This window comes from Streptomyces sp. NPDC031340 (assembly GCF_055569945.1).
This window is the reverse complement of record NZ_JBVIIE010000017.1, coordinates 74,435-93,045: the sequence shown is the minus strand read 5'-3', so window position 1 is coordinate 93,045 and position 18,611 is coordinate 74,435. Positions and strand designations below refer to the sequence as shown.

Genomic DNA, 18,611 nt, shown 5'->3' with positions numbered 1-18,611 from the left:
CGGGTTCAGGCCACGCCGTCCTGCCACCACCAGAACTGCGACCCGTACGGGTACTCGATCCGGCTGTCCACGTGCTGCCACGACACCGAGTACGTCTCCAGGCCGGAGAAGCCGCAGGTCTCGGCGATGCGGTAGACGGAGAGCGTGGACAGCCCGGAGACCACCACGTCCGCGGCGACGCCGTAGGTGTGCATGCTGTTGGAGGCGCCGCCGATCGAGGAGTTGTACGAGACGCTACGGAAACCGGAGTTGACGGTGACGGCCCGGTCGCCGGCCTTCTTGCGCAGCGCCTCCAGCTTGTACATCAGGCGCCGGATGTTCTCCTTCACCTGGGTGGAGGAGACGTTGCCGCCGGTGAAGCCGGCGCCGTCGTGGGAGGTGAACTCGCTGAAGTCGAAGTGCGCGGTCGAACCGTCCGAGCTCTCCAGGGCGTTGAGCGCCGACTGGGTCGCCGGGCCGGCCACGCCGTCGGCGCTGAGCCCGTACGCGGACTGGAACCGCTTGACCGCGGCGGCGGTGCCGGAGCCGAAGTCGCCGTCGACGGCGACGTAGGTCTGCTTGGCGCTGTCGGCGGCCCAGCCGGCCACCCGGATCTGGAGTTCGGCGACGTCGGCGCCGGTCGAGCCCTGGGACAGCGTCCTGGACCAGCCGTAGGCGGAGGCCGGGGCGGCCGCGGCCGCGCCCAGCAGGCCGGCGGTGCCGACGGCCGCGGTGAGGCCGAAGGCGGTGCGCAGCACGCCGCGGCGGCCGGGACGGGGTCGGGGGTCGGGGGTCATGGCTGACTCCTCACGGGATCGCGGTTCAGGAGGTGACAAGGGCGCGCCAGGTCAGCGGCCCCACGATGCCGTCCGCGGTGAGCCCGTGCGCGGACTGGAAGGCGACGACGGCGTTGTAGGTGTTCGTGCCGAAGCTGCCGTCCACCGTCAACGAGGCGCCGCTCGCGTTGAGTTCGCTCTGCACGGCGGACACGGCCGGGCCGTTGCTGCCCTTCTGCACGGTGACGACGAGTGCGGCCCAGGTGAGCGGGCCCACGATGCCGTCGGCGTCGAGTCCGTTCGCGGACTGGAAGGAGACGACGGCGTTGTAGGTGTTGGTGCCGAAGCCGCCGTCCACGGTGAGGGAGGCGCCGTGCGCGTCGAGCAGGTACTGGATCGTCTTCACCGTCTGCCCGCTCGCGCCCTTCTTGACGGTCGGCCACGCGTTCGTGGTGGAGCCGCCGGTGCCGAGGGCCAGCGCCTGCAGCTGGGCGGTGGTGCCGTTGAAGACGTCCTGGTCGCCGGGGAAGGTGCCGGAGTCCGCGAACTGCCAGATGCTCTGCGCGCCCCACCCGGCCGGCAGGGTGCCGACGCTGCTGGCGTAGCGGGCGATCCACAGCGGGTTGGTGGCGGCGAGGGCGCTGGTGTTGCCGGTGCAGGTGCTCCACCAGTCGGTGGTGGTGTAGATCATCGGGTAGCGGCCGGAGAGGGCGTACATCTCGCCGCTGAACGCCTTGATCCAGGACACCATGGCGCTGGCGCTGAGCCCGTAGCAGGAGGCGCCGTAGGGGTTGTACTCGATGTCCAGGGCCGGCGGGAGCGTGAAGCCGTCGGCGGTCCAGCCGCCGCCGTGGGCGAAGAACCAGTCGGCCTGGGCGGCGCCGCCGGAGACGTCGGGCAGCGCGAAGTGGTAGGCGCCGCGGATCAGTCCCGCGTTGCGGGAGCCGTTGTACTGCTGGCTGTAGTACGGGTTGGTGTAGCTGACGCCCTCGGTCGCCTTGACGTAGGCGAAGGAGGCGCCGTCGGCGGCGACGGACGTCCAGTCGACGTTGCCCTGGTGGCCGCTGACGTCCAGGCCGAGCGGGCCGCCGGAGGCCGCGGCGGCGGCTTCCACGGTGGCGACGGTGGAGGCGGTCCTCGCCGCGGAGACGCTGCCGTCGAGCGAGGTGCCGGCGTGCGCGGTGCCCCGCCGGGGCGGCGACGCGTCCGCCGCGGAACCGGCGGACGTCGCCGCTCGGCCCTCGGCGCCCCGACCGGCGGCGAGGGCGGCGCCGGGAGCGGACAGCAGGAGCAGCCCCGCGAGCAGCGGGGCGAGGAACGCGGCCGTGCGGAGGCGCGGGCCGGAGAGGGGGGAGGGGAGCCGGGCCGGTCTGTTCTCGGGCATGGGGAATCTCCGCACGGGGGACGGGCGGTACAGGGCACGGGGCGGTAGAGGGACAGGCCCGTTCCGCCTGCCCTTCATGTACATGACATCCGAATCCTAGAAGCCGTCCGACGCCCGGGGGAAGAGGTGTCCCGCAGCGAATCTACGCGCAGAGACCAGCCGCCGCACCACCCCGGACCGGTTTACACGCGGCGCCGGGAGGCACCCCCCTGCCCGACTGGTCGCCTCCCCGCTCAGGAGAACCCTGAGGACCCAAGTCGCTGATCACGTCCGGCAACGCCTGACCGAGGGCGTACGGCAGAAGCTCACCGAGTACACCGGGCACCTCCCGGGCCGGGGGAAGAAATGAGCGCGGAACGGTCCGGCCGTTGAGTGCCACCGCGTCGGCCGCGACCGTGACCGCCTGTTCCGCTTCCCGCGTGAGCCGGTCGTGGTGCGCGGCGGCGGCGAACAGCTGGAGCGCCTCGCCGAACGCGTCGAGCTGGAACTGCCGGGCCGCCTTGTTCCCGAGCCGGTCGCTGCCGCCGGGGTAGCCGGTGAACGGCAGTTTCCGCTCCTCGGGCACCGGACCGCCGTCGACGGCGTACGCCGGGTGCAGATCCTCGCCGTCGGCGAGGATGCGTTCCGCGGTGAAGCGGACCGCCGTGTCGAACAGTTCGTGCGGACCGTGCGCGCCGACGGCGAGGCCCGCGTAGCACTGGTCGCGCACCCATGCGAAGCGGTAGTCGTAACTGCGTCCGGTGTTGGCGCGCTCCGCCAACGACGTGGTGGCCGCGGCCACCATGCCCCCGGAGGAACTGGTCAGCCCGCGCAGTACCGCGTAGGCGTGCCGGGCGTCACGCGGCGCCGCGAGCGCCGAACAGTCCGGCACCGCTCGCCGCCACGCCTGTTCCGTCCGCGTCCACAACTGCCGCGCGTCCAGCCGCGGTGCGTCGCTTCCGGCCGACAGCTCCAGCACGATGTCGTGCTGCTCGCCCTTGCAAAGCCGGAATCGGCCGCGATGCCCTGACCCGGCGGTCCAGTCGGCCTGTCGGGCACCGGCCAGCCGCAGGCGCAGCCCACCGGCCCGAGCGGTCCACACGTCCCCCGCCGGCCGCGGGCCGGACACCTGCCCGGTGCCGAATCCGGGCCGCGGGTCGAGGACGACTCCCAAGCTCGCCTCGCCGCTCTCGACGCGCATGCGGCGCAGCAGCACCAGGCGGTCCGCGGACGCCGGCATCGCGAGGGCGTCGCGGCACTCGATCACGGCGTCGGCGGTCACCCAGCGGCTCACCCGGATCAGGCTGCCGTCCTCGTAGTAGCCGCCCCAGACGTGCCAGCGGTCCTCCGGATGTACGGCGAAGTACCCGCCGCCGCCGATGAGCGCGGAGAACACCGCGTCGCTGTGCCAGCGGGGTGCGCACAGCCAGACGATCCGCCCCTCCGGGTCCACCACGGCGCCGCGTTCGCCGTCGGCGAGGACCGCGTAGCCTCTCAGCGCCCACGGGGGGCACACGTCGTCGGCCGCGTCTGCTCGCATGTCAGCCGTCTCCTTCATGACCGAGCCGTCGGGCCGGGCCGCTCATCCGAATCTGGTGGCCAGGCGCCGGTACAGCCCCGGGCAGGCGCCCCGCACTCGTGTTGGCAGCCGGAACCAGGCCGGCACGTACACCTCGTCCTTGCCGCGTCGCACCGCGTCCCACACGGCGTCGGCCACCCGCTCCGGGGACACCGGTCTGGGCGAGGACCGCAGGTAGGGAACCCCGCGCCGCTCGAAGAAGGGCGTGTCCACCACCCCGGGCAGCACATGGCTGACCCCCACACCGGTCCGGCCGAGTTCGTAGCGCAGGGCGTCCGCGAAGGAGCCGAGCCCGGCCTTGACCGCGGAGTAGACGGCCTCGCCGCGCACTCCGAAGCCGCCGGCGACCGAGCCGATCAGGACGATGCGCCCGGCGCCCGCCGCGGCCATGTGCGGTGCCGTCTGCCGGACGACGTGCAAGGTGGCGAGCAGGTCGACGGCGACGAGCTCCTCGATCGCGGAGGGCGGCATGCCCGTGAAGTCGCCGGCCCACCCCACGCCGGCGCAGGCCACCAGGAGATCCAGGCGGCCGAGCCGGTCCATGGCGAAAGCGGCGAGTTCCCGTCCGGCGTGCGGCCGGGTGAGATCCGCGGGGAACACCGTGGCCGACGCCTGCGCTGCCACTTGCGCCGCCACCTGCGCCAGCCGCGAGGCGTCGCGCCCGGTGAGGACCATCCGCCAGCCCCCCTCGACGGCGAGCCGACGGGCCACCGCCGCACCGATACCGGAGGACGCGCCGGTGATGAGCGCCCTACCCCGGAACGCGGTCGCACCGCTCGCTGTGCGCTCGCGTGTCAGCGGGTTCGGCCGCGGCCCGGGCATCGTCACGGACGGCGTCCAGGCGCGGAAGGGGAGCGGGACACGGGCACCTCGCTGCGCTGTCGGACAGGGGGCGGACCACGCCGGTTCCGGGGCCGGGCGGGCCGGGCGCTCCGCAGAGTAACCCGGGCATCCCGTTCGCAAACGGTTCCGCGCCCGCGGACTACCGGGAGGCGGCCGTAGCCACCCGGAGCCCGGCCCGGTGGCCCGCGGCGCGCAGGTCGCCCGCGGCCAGTGCGCCGACGATCGCGAGGTCGAGGCAGGCGGCCGTGCGCCACCGGTCGCTGCCCAGCGCCAGGCCGGCCATGCCGGCGGCGTGCAGGGCGTCGGGCGCCACGGACCAGGCGGCAGGCATGGCTCCGGACGCTGTGGCGAGACCCTGCAGCGCGTGGCGGATCCCCAGCACGCGTACGACGGCGCCTGCCGCCGCGCTCGGCCGGGTGCGCGGACAGTGCCGCAGTACGGCCTGCGGAGCCGCGATCAGGAGGGCTCCCCATCCGATGCGGGCGGCGGCCGGCTCGCTGGGGACGGTGGAGTTCCCCGGGGACGTGCGGCTGTTCACGACATCGGATGTCACGGCGTCGACCTGGTAGATGTGTGTCTGCGCCGACGGCACGGTGGCGATCGTCACGGACCAGACCGTCCGGCCTCGGCGGTCCTTCTCCAGCCTCACGTCGGGCCCCGGGCCGGTGGCGTCCCTCCTCGTGCGGATCATGGTGTGTCTCCCGGTCCGGGGCCATGTTCGGCTGCGATGTGCCTGATGTGCCTGAGATGCGTACGCGGTCCACGAGGACGCGGAGGAACGGGCCCGGCCGGGCGCGTCAGCCGCCGGAGCCCTCGTCCGGCGCCCTGGGGGAGGTCGCCGCGGTGAACAGCGGAGCGATGACGAGCACCAGGGCGAGGCCGACGAGCAAGCCGTAGAGGGGCGGCCCCGGCTTGGCGATGCCGGAGGTGATCAGCAGTGCCGTGGCGGCGGCGGGCGCGTGGTGCGAGCGGATCAGGTGCAGCAGGAAGAGGGTGAGGCCGACGGCGAGGGCCTGGGCGCCGATCTGGGGCGGGGTTTCGTGCTGCTGCTCGGTGACGGAGGGGTGCTCCCAGAGGCCGAAGACGGCCAGCGACGCCAGGCTGATCGCGATGGCCACGGCGTGACCGGTCACCGCGCTGCGAAGCCGGGAATCCACCGACTCCGGATGGGCCAGCAGCAGATAGGCCGTCGGCCCCAGCGACGCGGTCAGGGTCACCCAGCCGATCAGGCTGCCGATCGAGCCCACTCCGGCGAGCAGCAGTGCGGACAGCAGGAACAGCCGCAGCCCGCCCCGCACACGCGTCCCGGCGCCGCTGAACGGGCTCGACGCCGGCTCCTCCCGCTCCTCACCGGCGCTCATGCGGACCTGCCGAGGGCATCGGCGGCGGTGGTCGGCAGCTTCTCGGTGGCCATGCCGGCCTCCTCCCATGTCGCGGCATGTCCGGGTATCCGCACACCGCACGCCTCAATCAGGACGTTCACGCGGTCCCGAGCGGGCCGGACCCGGCAGGGCTCCGGATCAAGGCTCCGGATCACGGCTCCGGTCACGACTCCGCGCCGGGGTCCTTCGCGGTACGGGGAGAGGAACCGGAGCGAGCGGCCCTCTCGGAGTGCACGTAGAGCCGGCGCCGGTCGCCGACGTCCAGCCGGCGCGGCAGCGGCAGTTCGTAGCGCACCGGACGGCGGTGGTCGGCCGGCTGCCGGTTCGGGTTGTACGGCGCGGCGCAGGGCGCCGTGGTTGTGCACCTGGAGGTCCACGACCCGGACCTGGCGCCCCGCCTCGCGGGCGGCGGCGGCGACCCGCTCCAGTCCGAGCGGTTTGGGCAGGGGCCCTGATCCCGTGGTCGGCGAGGGGGCCCACGGACAGGCCCGCGTCGTGGCAGGCGGACACGATGCCGGGCAGCGCGCCGAGCGTGGACCGCCAGCAGCCCGGGGCCGAAAGCCGGTCCGTGTCGTGCAGCAGGACGGTGCCGCCGCCCCACAGGCCGGCCGTGACGGTGGAGTACACCTCCTCAGCCGTGGCCTCTGCCGTCCAGTCCCGGCCCCAGACGGTCCACAGGACCGTCCGCAGGCCCGCCGCGTGCGCGGCGGCCCAGCGTCCGGAGGTGAGGATGCCGTAGGGCGGGCGGTACCACCGGGGGCGCGTTCCCGTCAGGCCGTGGACCGCGGCGACCGCACGGCGCAACGCCTGCGCGTCGGCTGCCGGAGCCGGAAGGCACGGACGGTCGTGAGTCCAGCCGTGCACCGCCACCTCATGTCCGCGGCGGACGGTCTCGCGGGCCAGGGAGGGATGACGTACGACGCTGTCACCCAGCACGAAGAAGGTGGCCCGGAGGCCGAGCCGGTCCAGCGCGTCGAGGAAGAAGGGCGTGCAAGCGGGGTCGGGCCCGTCGTCGAAGGTGAGGGCGACATGGTCCGGGCGGCCGACCCCGGCGAGGCGCCGGAAACAGCGAAGACGTACCGCGGGCAGCCAGGTGGCGGCCGGGGCGATGTGGGCGGCGGCGACGGCCGCGGCGGGAACCAGGGCGGCCGCCGCACTCCGAGCGGGGCGGTGACCGAAGGATCCGGGCATCTGCTGTGCTCCTCCTGCCGGGGATCACCGCGTGGGCCGGCATCCCTGTGTCACGGCCCGGTGCGAGTCCGGCCCTGGTTCGTCCCGCGCGTCCGGCTCCGTGTCCCACCTGCCGGCGATCGACGGAGCCCGCGCGAGCCCGACGCTCCCCGCTCCTATGAGCACCACGCCGATCACCTCGGGCACCACTCGCACGCCGAGGGCGATGGCCTCCCCGAACAGGGCCCATCCCAGCGCCACGCTCGTCAGCGCGTCACCGAGAGTCAGGGCCGGCTGGGACGCGGTCAGCGGTCCCGCCCGCAGCGCGCTCTGCAGCAGCAGGAAGCCGAGGACTCCCAGACAGAAGGTCGCGTACACCGGCCACGTCGTCAGCACCGCGCCCAGCCCGTCCGAGAGCCGGCCGGTCACCTCCTTGAGCAGCGTGGCGGTGCCGGCGAAGGACACGGCGCACGCCAGCCCCAGCAGCGCCGCGCGAGGCGCGCCCCGTACCCGGCGGGCCGTCGTCACCAGCACGACCACGACACCCAGCACGACCCCCGCGGCCGGCAGCCAGCGTCCCGGGTCGGCGGTGGAGCGGCCGGCGCTGGGAGCGGCCGCCGTCAGGAACATCGCCAGCCCGGCGGCCAGCGCCGCGAACGCCAGCCAGGTCCTCAAGTCCGGGCGCCGGCGGAAGACCACGCTGCCGACAACGAGGGTGAACAACAGCTCGGCGGCGAGCAGCGGCTGGACCAGCGACAGGCTCCCCACGCGCAGAGCGGCCGCCTGGAGGACGGTCGACAGGGCGAGCAGGCCGACACCGGCGAGCCAGTGGGGCCGCCGCACCACGCGCCACAGCCAGCGAGCGGCCTGGCACGGGCCGGCGCCGCCTTCGGCCTCGTCCACTGCGGCACGCCGCTGAAGCACGGAAGCCGACGCATTGGACAGCGCCGCGCACAAGGCCAGGACGACGGTCAGCACGCCGCACCAACGCTCATCGGAACGCGGCGCCCGGCCGCCGGTACGGGGCCTGGGCGGCACCCGACGGAAGCAGGTGGGGCGGAAGCAGGTGAGACATGGGCCGAACCTCGGCTCCGGAAGCGGACGTACGGGAAACGGCCGACCGCGGTCACTGCCGGTGCCCGGAGGGTCAGAAAGACGAAGTATCCCGCGCTCCGAAGGTCGAAACATAGGGGAAGGAGCGTTTTGTCGGGTGGTGGAGGGGCACCCGCGCACCGTGCACCCACCGTCTTCGGCGCCCTCCGGGCCCTTGAGGCCGGCAGGCGGCACGCTGCGGATGCTGATCGTCAGCGCGAGCATGGGAGCGGGCCACGACACGGTGGCCCGCGAACTGGCCCGCCGCGCCCGTGCACGCGGCCACGACAGCCGCATCGTGGACATCCTGAGACTGCTGCCGGCCGGCTCGGGAACCGCGCTGCGTTCCTTCTACCGGTCGTCCGTCCGCCACTTCCCCTGGGCCTACGGCGGCCTGTACCGGGCGTTTCTGCGCCCGGGCCCGCGGCACCGTCCCAGCGGCCTTCCCCTCGCGCGACTGGCGAGCGGTCCGCTGACGGCGCTGGCGGAGCGCACGGGAGCCGACGTGGTGGTTCCGGTGTTTCATCTCGCCGCGCAGCTCACCGGTCACCTCAGAGAGGAAGGGCGGTTGCGGTGCCCGAGCGCGGTCTGCCTGACCGACTTCGCCGTTCACCGCCAGTGGCTCCATCCCGGCAACGACGTCTACCTCTGTCTCACCGACGAGGCCGCGCGGGAGGTGAACCGGAGCGTCACCGTGCCCGCCGAGACGACCGGCCCGGTCGTGCCACCCGGCTTCTTCGCACCGGCTCCCGGGGCCCCGGCGTGGCGGCAGCGCCTCGAACGGTACGCCCCCGGACGTCCGCCCGTCCTGTTGTCCGCCGGAGCCTGGGGAGCCGCGCCGGGGCTGGAGGACACGATCCGACTGCTGGCCGCCGCGGGGTATCTGCCGGTCGCGCTGTGCGGGCGGAACGAGCGGCTGCGGACCCGGGCGTCCGTGGTTCCGGACGCTCTGGCGGTGGACTGGGTCGACGACATGCCCGGCCTGCTCCGTGCGGCCCGGGTCCTGGTCGACAACGCCGCCGGCCAGACCGCCGTACAGGCTCTCGCCTCCGGGCTGCCCGTGGTGGGTCATCGTCCGCTGCCCGGTCACGGCGCGGAGGGCGTGGCACGCATGGCGGCGCTCGGTGTCTCGGAGGCCGCCCCGGACGGCGCGGCCCTGCTGAGGGCTCTCGGCCGGTTCTCGGCCGACGCTCCGGAGCGGGACCGCAGGATCGCCCGCGGGCAGGAGCTGTTCCGGGCCGATGCCCTGGCCCGGGTGGAAGCACTCGCGGCCAGGTTCGCCGGGTGACCCGCCGACGGGACGGACGATCCGCGAGCGCCGCACGGCTCGGGCAGCCGCCGCCTGGGACCTCACCGTCGGTCTGCTCCGACCGGCCGGCCCGCCCCCATGCTCTACGGACTCCGGCCCCGCGCCGCTGAGCGTGTCAGCCCGCGGGGCCTTCGGAGGGCACGTCGTCCGAAGCGGCCGACCGGGCGTCCTGGGTACGGAGGTGCCGGGGCAGGACGCAGGCCTGCCGGGCGAGGACCTCGGCGAAGGCGGTGGTGAGCGGGTCGGGGCGGGTGCGGGTGTACGCGGTGAGGGTGCGGCGCAGCGGAGGGTCGAGGCGCAGCGCCACGCCGTCGAACTCCCGCGGGACGATGTTGGCGGGCACCAGTGCCGGGCCGAGTCCGGCGGCGGCGAGCAGCGGGACCGCGGAGGTCTGTTCGGCACGGACCGCGACCCTGGGCTGGAAGCCCGCTTTCGCGCAGGCCTGGTCGAGGAGGTCGGCGAGGCCGTTGCCGGCGGCGAAGTGCACCCAGTCGCGGTCGGCGAGCGCGCTGAGGGCGATGGCCGCGGGAGCGCCGTCGGCGAGCGGGTCGTCGGCGGGCAGGACGACGACGAACTCCTCGACGCCGAGGTCGCGCACGGGGCCTTCCCAGCGTTGCGGGGCAGGGCCGACGGCGAGATCGGCCTCGCCGGCGGCCATCGCCGCCTCCAGCCGGCTGCTGTGCGGGTACTCCCGCAGCCGGATGCGGACGCCCGGATGCCGGCGGCGCCAGGCGCGCAGGACCGGGGGCAGGACCCCGAGGCTGACGGAGTAGACGGTGGCGACCTCGAGTTCACCGCCGTCCAGTCCCGCTGCCCGGCGCGCGGCGGAGCGCAGGCGGTCCGCGTCCTTGAGGGCGGCGCGGGCGTGCGGCAGCACGGCGCGGCCGAGGGGCGTCGGACGGATGGCGCGCGGCAGGCGTTCGAGCAGTGGGCCCGCGAGGGAGGTCTCCAACGCGCGGATCTGGTGGGAGAGGGCGGGCTGGGTGACGTGCAGCAGCTCCGCCGCGTGGGTGAAGGACCCGGTGTCGACGACCGTGACCAGGTACTCGAGTTGCCGAAGCGTCGCCATGAACAAATGTTATCGCTGCGCTGAAAAGCAAGCCTTGGACTCATCGGCGCAGTGTGGGAGAGGCTCGTGCCGTGGCCGCCGCGCTCAGCACGCGGACGGCGGATCCCTTTCCCGATCATTCGACGGAGCACTTCCATGCCTACTCCCATGCCTACTCCCATGCCTGGTTCTCCTGCTTCCGTGCCTTCTTCCGCGGCTCTCGACGGGCGGCGCCTGGTCGTCATCGGCGCGGGCTCCCGTACGGGAAGGCTGGTCGCCCAGGCTGCCTCGGCCTCCGGCGCCGACCTGGTGCTGGCCGGGCCGGACCCGCGCCGACTCGAGTGGACCGCCGGTGAACTGTCCGGCCGCCCCGCCCTGGTGGTGCCCGTGGATCTGGCCGATGAGGAGTCGATCGCCCGGCTCGCCCGGCAGACCGGCGCCTTCGACCATCTGGTGTCCACGGCGGCGATGCCCGCGAACGGGCCGCTGGCCGACCTCGACCTCGCCGCGGTGCAGCGGGCCTTCGCCGCGAAGGTGATCGGCCCGCTGCTGCTGGCCAAGCACCTGGCGGGGCAGGCCGACGAGGGTGGCTCGTTCACCTTCTTCTCCGGGGTGGCCGCCTGGCGGCCGGCCCCGGAACGGACCGTGATGGCCACCACCAACGGGGCGCTGGCCTTCCTGGTCCAGGCCCTGGCCGTGGAGATCGCCCCGGTGCGGGTCAACGCCGTCTCTCCCGGCATCGTCGACACCGGCTCCTGGGACGGCCTCGGCGCGGACAAGGAAGCGTTCCTGCGCCGAGTCGCCGAACGCAACCCGGCCCGCCGCGTCGGCACCCCGGACGACCTGGTCCAGGCGGTCCTGTTCGCCATGAGCAACCCCTACGTCACCGGCACCGTGCTGCACGTCGACGGCGGCGGTCGGCTCGCCTGAAACACGGCGAGGCGGCCGTGGCGGTGTCCGGCGCGTCCACCGGCACCGGCAGGGCGACCGTACGCCCGCCGGCCGAGCAACCACGACCACATCGAAATCAAGAGAGCTCCCTCATGCACAAGGTGATCCGCACCGTCCTCATCACCGCCGCCGCCGTCGTCGGCGCGGCGGCGCTCACCGTCGGCACCGTCATGGCCGTCGGCGCGTTCGGCTACCACCGTCAGCAGCTCAGCGGGCCGGGCGCACCGGCGTCGCCGCGCGGCCTCGTCGACCACTCGCCCGGCCTGGTCCGGCCCGGGGCGCTGACCGTGGACCGCTCGATCGGCGAGCGGCGGGCCTCCCAGGAGGTGCGCCTGGCCCAGCAGTTGTACACGTTCTGGAACACCGGCGAGCGGAAGTACCTCGACGCCGCGGTCAGCCCGCGCTTCCGGGACGACACCCTGCCCTCCGGCCGCCCCCAGGGCCCCGCCGGGCCGCTCTTCGCCTCGAAGAACTTCCGCGCCGCCGTACCGGACCTGACCTGTGAACTGGCCGACCTCCTGGTCACCGGCGACAAGATCACCGCCCGGCTGGTCTTCCGCGGCCACTTCACCGGCACCTTCGACGGCGTCCACGGCAAGGGGCAGCGGATCCGCTTCGGTGCCATCGACATCCAGCACGTAGGAACCGACAAGATCATCGAGGACTGGCACATCGAGGACAACGAGACGCTGCTGAGCCAGCTCGGAGCCACCGGCTGACACCCGTCCGCGCCGGCGGCCTTGGCCGTCGGCGCACCCCGGGGCGTGCGGCGCGCCGAACCGCTCGCCACCCTCCCGCTCCCACGGCGTCCGGGGAGCCCCCACCCCGACCGTGATACTAATACCGGTATAAGTATTGGGTCGACCTGCTCCGGGGAGTCACGCACATGGTGGAGATCAAGACCGATGCCGCATTGGACGCGATGCGGGAAGCCGGACGGGTGGTGGCCCACGCCCTGGCCGCGGTCAAGGAAGCGGCCGGCGTGGGGGTGTCCCTGCGGGAACTGGACGAAGCGGCCCGGTCGGTTCTGGACGAGGCCGGAGCCGGCTCCCCGTTCCTCGGATACCGGCCGTCCTTCGCCCCGGTCCCCTTCCCGGCCGTGATCTGCACGTCCGTCAACGACGCCGTGTCGCACGGCATCCCCACCGGCTACCGGCTGCGCGACGGCGACCTGGTGAGCATCGACTGCGGCGCCGAGCTCGACGGCTGGACGGGCGACGCGGCCATCACCTTCACCGTCGGAACGCCGCGCCCCGGCGACCTCGAACTGATCGACGCCACCCAGCAAGCCCTCGACGCGGGCATCGCCGCCGCCCGGGTGGGCAGCCGCATCGGCGACATCTCCCACGCCGTCGACACCGTCGCCCGCAAGGCGGGCTGCGGCATGCCCGCCGACTTCGGCGGCCACGGCATCGGCCGGCGCATGCACGAGGACCCGCACGTCCCCAACCGCGGCCGCCCCGGCCGCGGCTTCCCGCTCCGCCACGGCCTGGTCCTCGCCATCGAGCCCATGCTCATGGCCGGCGGGCAGAACACCTACCGCACCGACATCGACGGCTGGACGCTGCGCACCACCGACGGCAGCAGGGCCGCCCACATCGAGCACACCGTCGCCATCACCGACCAGGGCCCCCGCATCCTGACCCTGCCCTGACCCGGCTCGGTACCGGACAGCGGGAAGGATCCGCCGGGACGGGTACCCGTGGCGGCGTGATCGGGCAGGCGGCGTGGCAGGGGCTCGTGGCGGGAGCGGCAGGGGCCGTGGTGATGACGCTGGGCGAGAAGGCCGAACAGCGCCTGACCGGCCGGCCGAACTCCTACGTGCCCGCGCGAACCCTGGAGGACGAGCAGGTCCTGGAGAACGCCACCGGAGTCGGGGCCCCGCCGCGGACCTGGCCGCGCGGGGAACTGGTCGTGGACCTGCTGCACAAGGCCGTCTAGGCGTTCGCCGCCGGTGCCGGTGCCGGTGCCGGTGCCGGTGCCGTGGCCGACGCGCCGGCCGCTCCGCTCCGGTCCCGGTCCCGGTCCCGGGCAACGGCACGCCGCCCGGCGATCCGGAAGGCGTGCCGACGTGGGGCCGCCGGCCCGTGATGACGTCCCCGGGCGGTAGCGGACCGGCTTCCGGTCCCTCTGTCGCAAATCAGGTATTTGCCCCTATGCTGTAACGCACCTCTGCCGGGCACGCGGCGCACCCGTGTGCCGTGACCACCGCTCGCACTGCCTGCCGCCAGGCCGATCAGAGGTGCACCATGACTGGCTCACCCCACGGAATCCCCGCACGCTCCGACTGGCGTGATCGCGCTGCCTGTGTCGGGGAGGACCCCGAACTCTTCTTCCCGCTCTCCGACTCCGCGGCCTTCGCGGGGGAGGCGTCCCTGGCCCGGGCGCTGTGCTGCCGGTGCCCGGTGGTCGTCGCCTGCCGTACCTGGGCGATCGACCACGGTGAGGACCACGGCATCTGGGGTGCGACCACCGCCGCCCAGCGCCGCGCCATCCGCCGTGCGGTGCCGCAAACGCCGCCTCCCACGACGTGAACCGCGTCCCCCCGGACCGGCCGGGACGCCCGCCGGGGTGTCGTCGAGGCTCCGCGTCAGGACGGGGCGAGAACGCAGAACTCGTGGCCTTCCGGGTCGGCCAGGCACGTCCACGGGACGTCCCCCTGGCCGATGTCGAGGTCGGTGGCGCCGAGGGCCCGCAGCCGGTCCGCCTCGGCCGCCTGGTCGTCGCCGGGGTACGGCAGCAGGTCGAGGTGGACGCGGTCCGGCACGGTCTTCACGCCGGGCGTGCGCAGGAACTCCAGATACGGGCCGACGCCCGCGGCGGAGCGCAACACCGCGTGGCCGTCACTCACCTCGTGCGGGGTCCAGTCCACCGCCTCGCCCCAGAACCGGGCCATGGCCCGCGGATCCACGCAGTCGACCACCACGGCCGCGATCGGCCCGGTGTCCCGGTAGACCTCCCGAGGCTCCAGCACACAGAACTCGTTGCCCTCCGGGTCGGCGAGGACCGTCCACGGCACGTCGCCCTGGCCCACGTCGGCGGGCGTCGCACCGAGAGCCCTCAACCGCGCGACCAGTTCAGCCTGATGGGCCGCCGAGGTGGTGGCCAGATCGAGGTGCACACGGTTCTTCGTTCCCGTTCCGGGTTCCGGGACGGGAACGACGTCGACGCCGACGGCGACCGGGTGCGGCCAGACCAGGCCGCCGACGGGGCCGACGTAGGTGGTCACGCCGGCCCGGTAAGCACTCCACCCGAGCGCCTCCGCCCAGAACCGGCCGACAGCCGAGGCGTCGAGCGCCTTGATGTTCACATGCACGGGTCGCAGTGCCATGCCGGCGATCCTATGCGCCTGTTCGGCGACGGCATCCGCGGCTGCCGTCGCCGGACGGAGAGCGACGGGCGGGGGTCCGTCCGGCGGGGCAGGGGTGCCGGTCAGGGGTGCCGGGAGGGGCGGCGGGTGGTGCGCCGGTGGATCTCCACGGCCACCGGGGCGGCGGTGAAGACGGAGGAGTACGTACCGACGGCCAGGCCGATGAGGAGGGCCAGGGCGAAATCGGTGAGTGAGGACCCGCCGAGCACGGCCAGGGCGGTGAGGATGAAGGCGGCGCCCATGCCGGTGTTCACCGTGCGGGGCAGGGTCTGCAGGATCGCCCGGTTCGTGAGGTCCGGCAGCGGCGCCTTGGGGCACCTGCGGGTCAGTTCCCTGACGCGGTCGAAGAGGACCACGGAGTCGTTGACCGAGTAGCCGATGACGGTGAGCAGCGCAGCCAGGAACACCCCGTCGACGGGCTTGCCCAGCCAGGCGAAGACGCCGACGAGGATCACCACGTCGTGGGCCAGGGCCGCGACCGCGGCGGTGCCGAACACCCAGCGGAACCGCGCCGCGAGGTAGACGAACTGCGCGCCGAGGGCCACCGCGAGCGCGATCAGGGCGCCCCGGCGCAGCTCCTTCCCGAGGCTGGGGCCGATCAGTTCGTCGCGCACCTTGTCCGCCCCTCCGGCCAGGTCGCGCACCGTGCCGGTCACCTCGGCCTCCTCGGCGTCGTTCAACGGATCGGTGCGCACGGTCAGGGCGTTGCCGCCGGAGGAGTGCACGACGGCCCGGGGGAAGCCGGCCCGCGCGAGCGCGGTGCGGGCCCGGTCGGCGTCGACGGGGGCCTCGGTGGTGTACTCGATGAGGCGGCCGCCGGTGAACTCCACGCCGAGGCCGATCCCGCGCACCGCGATGCCCGACGCGGCCAGGACGAGCACGGCGGCTGAGGCGGCCAGCCAGCGGCGGGGGCGGCGCATCAGGTGCGGGTCGCGGCGGCTGAGGCGGTCCCGGACGGCGCCCGTGGTCGCGATGCCGGTGAGGCGGGGGCTGCGGCGGACCCGGGGGAGGCCGGCGGCGTACTCGGCGAGCACGCGTGTGATCACCAGGGCGCTGAACATGGAGGCGAGCACGCCGATGCCGAGGGTGACGCCGAAGCCCCGCACGGGCCCGGACGCGAGGAAGAACAGCAGAGCGGCCGCGATCAGAGTGGTGATGTTGGAGTCGGCGATCGCGCTGAGCGCGTTGCGGAACCCGGCCGCCAGCGCCGAGCGGGGGCTGGGATGACGGCGGGCCGCGTACTCCTCGCGGGACCGTTCGAAGACCAGCACGTTGGCGTCCACGGCCATGCCGATCGCCAGGACGAAACCGGCCAGGCCGGGCAGGGTCAGGGTGGCGCCGAGCGCGGCCAGGGCGGCGTAGGAGACGAGGCCGTAGCAGGCCAGGGCGACGGCGGCCAGCACGCCCAGCAGTCGGTAGACCACGATGACGAACAGCGCGGTGAGCGCGGTGCCGACGGCCGCCGCCCAGGCGCTCGCGGTGATGGCCCGCGCGCCCAGGGTCGCGCCGACGGTGCGCTGTTCGACGGTCTCGACCGGCACGGGCAGCGCCCCGCCGTTGATGAGCAGCGAAAGCTCGCGGGCCTCCTCCGTGCCGAAGGAGCCCGTGATCCGCGTGGCGCCGTCGCGGATACCGGCGCCGCAGCTGACGGACGGATCCACCTGGGGTGAGGAGATGACCTTGTCGTCGAGGACGATGGCCACCCGCCGCGCCGGATCGCCCGCCGGATTGCAGGCGGCCTCACCGGTCAGCCGGGCCCAGCCGTCGCGGCCGGCGCCCGCGAAGTCCACGGTGACGTGCCATCCGGCGCCGCCCTGCTGGTCGAACCCGGCTGCGGCCTCCTTCACGTGCTCGCCGGTCAGGGCCGCGGTCCCGAGCCGCAGCAACCCGCCGGACTCGTCGGGCAGGACCCGCTCGCCGGCCCGCTCGGGCAGGGACCGGGAGGCGGCGTCGGCGGTGCCGAGCACCGGGTGGAAGGTGAGCTGCGCGGTACGGCCCAGGACGTCGGCGGCCTTCTTCGGGTCCTGCACGCCGGGCAGTTCGACGATGATCCGGTGGTCGCCGGAGCGGACGAGGGTGGGTTCGGCGACGCCGAGCGCGTCGATACGGCCGCGCAGCACCTCCAGGGTGCGGTCGGTGGCGTCGCGGTCGGCCTCGGTGGTGGGGGTGGAGCGGGTCTCCAGCACGATCTGGGTTCCGCCGCGCAGGTCCAGTCCGAGGCGGACCGGCACGGTGGCGGCGATGTAGACGGACAGGGCGATCACGGCGAGGGCGAGCAGCGCCCTCACACGCACGGAACGGTTCAACGCGGGCCTCCGGCAGGCGCACCACAGCCAGGGCTGCGGCCGGCAGAAGGCCGCAGCCCGGTGAGGTGGGGTGTGAAGTGCGAAAGAAGGGGGTGTCAGGTGCCGGAGGGCACGGGCGGTGCCCGCCCACGGTCGTGGGGCGCGTGCGGATCGGACAGGGGAGTGTGCCCGGCCGGCGCCGACGGCCGGGCCGGCCGGGGCGAGGCGATGTGCGTGCCCGGACCGCAGGTGGCGAGGTGGCCGCGCGGGGGAGGGTGCTCGCCGTGCGGCTCCTGGCGGGTCGCCGCCCGGACGCCGCACACGGCGTCGCACCCGTCGCCGGCGTGCGGCCCGGCGTCACGCAGGTGACCGGCTGCCGCCGTCGCGCCGACCGCCGGCTCGCCCTTCGCGCCGACCGCCGGCTCGCCCGCCGCGGCGGTCATCGGCCCGCCCGCCGTACCGGGCAGTGGTCCGGCGGCGGCGAGCACGGCCAGCAGTGCCAGTACCACGGCCGTCAGCACCGCGGCGGCCGTCAGCATGGTGGCAGCCGGCGGCCGGGCGGCGCTGGTGCGGGGGGCGGAGCCGGGGGCGGGGGAGGTGCGCGCGTTGGGGTGCATGCACCGTCCCCCTCTCATCACGGTGGGTGGTGCGGGCCGGGAGGTCAGGGTTCGATCAGGCCGACGCGGATGGCGTAGCGGGTGAGTTCCAGACGGTCACGCAGACCGAGCTTCTGCAGCAGGTTGGCGCGGTGCCGCTGGACCGTCTTGATGCTGATGAACAGCAGGTCCGCGATCTCCTTGGAGGAGTGCCCCTCGGCCACCAGCTTGAGGACCTCTTCCTCGCGCGGGGTGAGGATCTGGTCGGGGGTCTCCTCGCCGTGGCGGGCCCGGTGGAGGTAGTTGCGGATCAGCGCGGTCACCGCGCCGGGGTACAGGAAGGGCTCGTCCCGCATCGCGGCCCGGCAGGCGGCGACCAGATCCCGGTCGGCGACGGACTTCAGCACGTACCCGCTCGCACCGGCCTTCAGAGCCTGGAAGAAGTACTGCTCGTTGTCGTGCATGGTGAGCATCAGGATCCGCAGGCCCGGCTTGAGGACGGCCAGTTCGCGGGCGGCCTGCAGTCCGGTCAGGCGGGGCATGGCGATGTCCAGCACGGCCAGGTCGACGTCCAGGGTGCGGGCCAGTTCGATGGCCTCCGCGCCGTCACCGGCCTCGGCGACCACTTCCAGGTCCGGTTCCTGGTCGAGGATGAGCCGCACCCCGCGGCGGACCAGCGCGTGGTCGTCGGCGAGCAGGATGCGGATCGTGCCCGAGCCGCTCGCGGAGCCCGTGCGCGACCGGCTCAGGGAAGTCGTGTCCGATCCGCTCACGGAGGGCGTGTCCGGCCCGCTCACGGGGGTCGTGTTCGATCGGCTGCTCACGGACTTCGTGCTCGCTTCACTCATGGAGGTCGTGGTCGTTCCGG

At 74.1% G+C, this 18,611-nt stretch carries 20 protein-coding genes and 2 pseudogenes; 6 read left to right on the top strand and 16 right to left on the bottom strand.

Features of this window, described 5'->3' with window-relative positions; all coding sequences use genetic code 11:
• Positions 1-5 precede the first annotated feature (5 nt).
• From ACZ5GT_RS15770 to ACZ5GT_RS15720, 11 genes and pseudogenes are all read right to left on the bottom strand, one after another.
• Positions 6-776, bottom strand: a complete 771-nt coding sequence (locus ACZ5GT_RS15770) for a D-Ala-D-Ala carboxypeptidase family metallohydrolase (RefSeq protein WP_469022363.1) — start codon at positions 774-776, stop codon at positions 6-8.
• 25 nt (positions 777-801) lie between these two features.
• A complete protein-coding gene (locus ACZ5GT_RS15765; RefSeq protein ID WP_469022667.1) occupies positions 802-1,161 on the bottom strand; it encodes a peptidoglycan-binding domain-containing protein in 360 nt (119 codons plus the stop codon).
• A 60-nt stretch (positions 1,162-1,221) separates the two neighbouring features.
• Positions 1,222-2,139 (bottom strand): annotated as a pseudogene (locus tag ACZ5GT_RS15760) (lysozyme); the annotation flags it as partial.
• Between the two features lie 142 nt (positions 2,140-2,281).
• Positions 2,282-3,658: a trehalase-like domain-containing protein gene (locus ACZ5GT_RS15755; RefSeq protein WP_469022360.1), complete on the bottom strand. Its 1,377-nt coding sequence runs from the start codon at positions 3,656-3,658 to the stop codon at positions 2,282-2,284.
• A gap of 42 nt (positions 3,659-3,700) precedes the next feature.
• The gene (locus ACZ5GT_RS15750) at positions 3,701-4,519 is read right to left on the bottom strand and encodes an SDR family NAD(P)-dependent oxidoreductase (RefSeq protein WP_469022664.1); all 819 of its coding nucleotides are present in this window, start codon (positions 4,517-4,519) and stop codon (positions 3,701-3,703) included.
• Positions 4,520-4,679: 160 nt separating this feature from the next.
• Positions 4,680-5,231, bottom strand: coding sequence for a hypothetical protein (locus tag ACZ5GT_RS15745; RefSeq protein WP_469022357.1), 552 nt, complete (start codon positions 5,229-5,231; stop codon positions 4,680-4,682).
• A gap of 106 nt (positions 5,232-5,337) precedes the next feature.
• Positions 5,338-5,901, bottom strand: coding sequence for an HPP family protein (locus ACZ5GT_RS15740; protein WP_469022354.1), 564 nt, complete (start codon positions 5,899-5,901; stop codon positions 5,338-5,340).
• Complete coding sequence (locus tag ACZ5GT_RS15735; protein ID WP_469022351.1) at positions 5,898-6,023, bottom strand: hypothetical protein; 126 nt, start codon at positions 6,021-6,023, stop codon at positions 5,898-5,900. The genes ACZ5GT_RS15740 and ACZ5GT_RS15735 overlap by 4 nt, the downstream gene beginning before the upstream one ends.
• 62 nt (positions 6,024-6,085) lie before the next feature.
• On the bottom strand, positions 6,086-6,217 hold the full coding sequence (locus tag ACZ5GT_RS15730; protein WP_469022680.1) for a hypothetical protein: 132 nt from the start codon (positions 6,215-6,217) through the stop codon (positions 6,086-6,088).
• Between the two features lie 44 nt (positions 6,218-6,261).
• A pseudogene (locus ACZ5GT_RS15725) lies at positions 6,262-7,113 on the bottom strand (polysaccharide deacetylase family protein); the annotation flags it as partial.
• 24 nt (positions 7,114-7,137) lie between these two features.
• Positions 7,138-8,070, bottom strand: coding sequence for a DMT family transporter (locus tag ACZ5GT_RS15720; RefSeq protein WP_469022348.1), 933 nt, complete (start codon positions 8,068-8,070; stop codon positions 7,138-7,140).
• 316 nt (positions 8,071-8,386) lie between these two features.
• Between ACZ5GT_RS15720 and ACZ5GT_RS15715 the strand changes: the two genes are divergently transcribed.
• Positions 8,387-9,472 carry an MGDG synthase family glycosyltransferase gene (locus ACZ5GT_RS15715; protein WP_469022345.1) on the top strand — a complete coding sequence of 362 codons (1,086 nt, stop codon included), beginning with the start codon at positions 8,387-8,389 and terminating at the stop codon, positions 9,470-9,472.
• A 136-nt stretch (positions 9,473-9,608) separates the two neighbouring features.
• On the opposite strand, the gene ACZ5GT_RS15710 is transcribed toward ACZ5GT_RS15715, so the two are convergent.
• A complete protein-coding gene (locus ACZ5GT_RS15710) occupies positions 9,609-10,562 on the bottom strand; it encodes a LysR family transcriptional regulator (protein WP_469022342.1) in 954 nt (317 codons plus the stop codon).
• A gap of 180 nt (positions 10,563-10,742) precedes the next feature.
• On the opposite strand from ACZ5GT_RS15710, the gene ACZ5GT_RS15705 reads away from it, so the two are divergent.
• From ACZ5GT_RS15705 to ACZ5GT_RS15685, 5 genes are all read left to right on the top strand, one after another.
• A complete protein-coding gene (locus tag ACZ5GT_RS15705) occupies positions 10,743-11,471 on the top strand; it encodes an SDR family oxidoreductase (protein WP_469022339.1) in 729 nt (242 codons plus the stop codon).
• A gap of 113 nt (positions 11,472-11,584) precedes the next feature.
• The gene (locus tag ACZ5GT_RS15700; RefSeq protein WP_469022335.1) at positions 11,585-12,211 is read left to right on the top strand and encodes an ester cyclase; all 627 of its coding nucleotides are present in this window, start codon (positions 11,585-11,587) and stop codon (positions 12,209-12,211) included.
• A gap of 167 nt (positions 12,212-12,378) precedes the next feature.
• Positions 12,379-13,146, top strand: coding sequence for a type I methionyl aminopeptidase (map, locus tag ACZ5GT_RS15695; protein ID WP_469022332.1), 768 nt, complete (start codon positions 12,379-12,381; stop codon positions 13,144-13,146).
• A gap of 56 nt (positions 13,147-13,202) precedes the next feature.
• A complete protein-coding gene (locus ACZ5GT_RS15690) occupies positions 13,203-13,433 on the top strand; it encodes a hypothetical protein (protein ID WP_469022328.1) in 231 nt (76 codons plus the stop codon).
• Positions 13,434-13,741: 308 nt separating this feature from the next.
• Complete coding sequence (locus ACZ5GT_RS15685) at positions 13,742-14,026, top strand: WhiB family transcriptional regulator (protein WP_469022325.1); 285 nt, start codon at positions 13,742-13,744, stop codon at positions 14,024-14,026.
• 56 nt (positions 14,027-14,082) lie between these two features.
• Here ACZ5GT_RS15685 and ACZ5GT_RS15680 read toward each other — a convergent pair whose 3' ends face one another.
• From ACZ5GT_RS15680 to ACZ5GT_RS15665, 4 genes are all read right to left on the bottom strand, one after another.
• Positions 14,083-14,823, bottom strand: coding sequence for a VOC family protein (locus tag ACZ5GT_RS15680; protein WP_469022321.1), 741 nt, complete (start codon positions 14,821-14,823; stop codon positions 14,083-14,085).
• Between the two features lie 101 nt (positions 14,824-14,924).
• Entirely contained in the window at positions 14,925-17,168 is a 2,244-nt protein-coding gene (secD, locus tag ACZ5GT_RS15675) for a protein translocase subunit SecD (RefSeq protein WP_469022317.1), read from the bottom strand.
• A gap of 95 nt (positions 17,169-17,263) precedes the next feature.
• Entirely contained in the window at positions 17,264-17,764 is a 501-nt protein-coding gene (locus tag ACZ5GT_RS15670) for a hypothetical protein (RefSeq protein WP_469022312.1), read from the bottom strand.
• 44 nt (positions 17,765-17,808) lie between these two features.
• Positions 17,809-18,591, bottom strand: a complete 783-nt coding sequence (locus ACZ5GT_RS15665) for a response regulator (protein WP_469022305.1) — start codon at positions 18,589-18,591, stop codon at positions 17,809-17,811.
• Between the last annotated feature and the right edge of the window lie 20 nt (positions 18,592-18,611).

Bases quoted from the DNA above. Each gene is read 5' to 3' on its own strand.
- ACZ5GT_RS15680 (WP_469022321.1), bottom strand. From the start codon at position 14,823: ATGGCACTGCGACCCGTGCATGTGAACATCAAGGCGCTCGACGCCTCG.
- ACZ5GT_RS15755 (WP_469022360.1), bottom strand. From the start codon at position 3,658: ATGCGAGCAGACGCGGCCGACGACGTGTGCCCCCCGTGGGCGCTGAGA.
- ACZ5GT_RS15665 (WP_469022305.1), bottom strand. From the start codon at position 18,591: ATGAGTGAAGCGAGCACGAAGTCCGTGAGCAGCCGATCGAACACGACC.
- ACZ5GT_RS15685 (WP_469022325.1), top strand. From the start codon at position 13,742: ATGACTGGCTCACCCCACGGAATCCCCGCACGCTCCGACTGGCGTGAT.
- map (WP_469022332.1), top strand. From the start codon at position 12,379: ATGGTGGAGATCAAGACCGATGCCGCATTGGACGCGATGCGGGAAGCC.
- ACZ5GT_RS15750 (WP_469022664.1), bottom strand. From the start codon at position 4,519: ATGCCCGGGCCGCGGCCGAACCCGCTGACACGCGAGCGCACAGCGAGC.
- ACZ5GT_RS15770 (WP_469022363.1), bottom strand. From the start codon at position 776: ATGACCCCCGACCCCCGACCCCGTCCCGGCCGCCGCGGCGTGCTGCGC.
- ACZ5GT_RS15670 (WP_469022312.1), bottom strand. From the start codon at position 17,764: ATGCACCCCAACGCGCGCACCTCCCCCGCCCCCGGCTCCGCCCCCCGC.
- ACZ5GT_RS15710 (WP_469022342.1), bottom strand. From the start codon at position 10,562: ATGGCGACGCTTCGGCAACTCGAGTACCTGGTCACGGTCGTCGACACC.
- ACZ5GT_RS15715 (WP_469022345.1), top strand. From the start codon at position 8,387: ATGCTGATCGTCAGCGCGAGCATGGGAGCGGGCCACGACACGGTGGCC.
- ACZ5GT_RS15745 (WP_469022357.1), bottom strand. From the start codon at position 5,231: ATGATCCGCACGAGGAGGGACGCCACCGGCCCGGGGCCCGACGTGAGG.
- ACZ5GT_RS15740 (WP_469022354.1), bottom strand. From the start codon at position 5,901: ATGAGCGCCGGTGAGGAGCGGGAGGAGCCGGCGTCGAGCCCGTTCAGC.
- ACZ5GT_RS15700 (WP_469022335.1), top strand. From the start codon at position 11,585: ATGCACAAGGTGATCCGCACCGTCCTCATCACCGCCGCCGCCGTCGTC.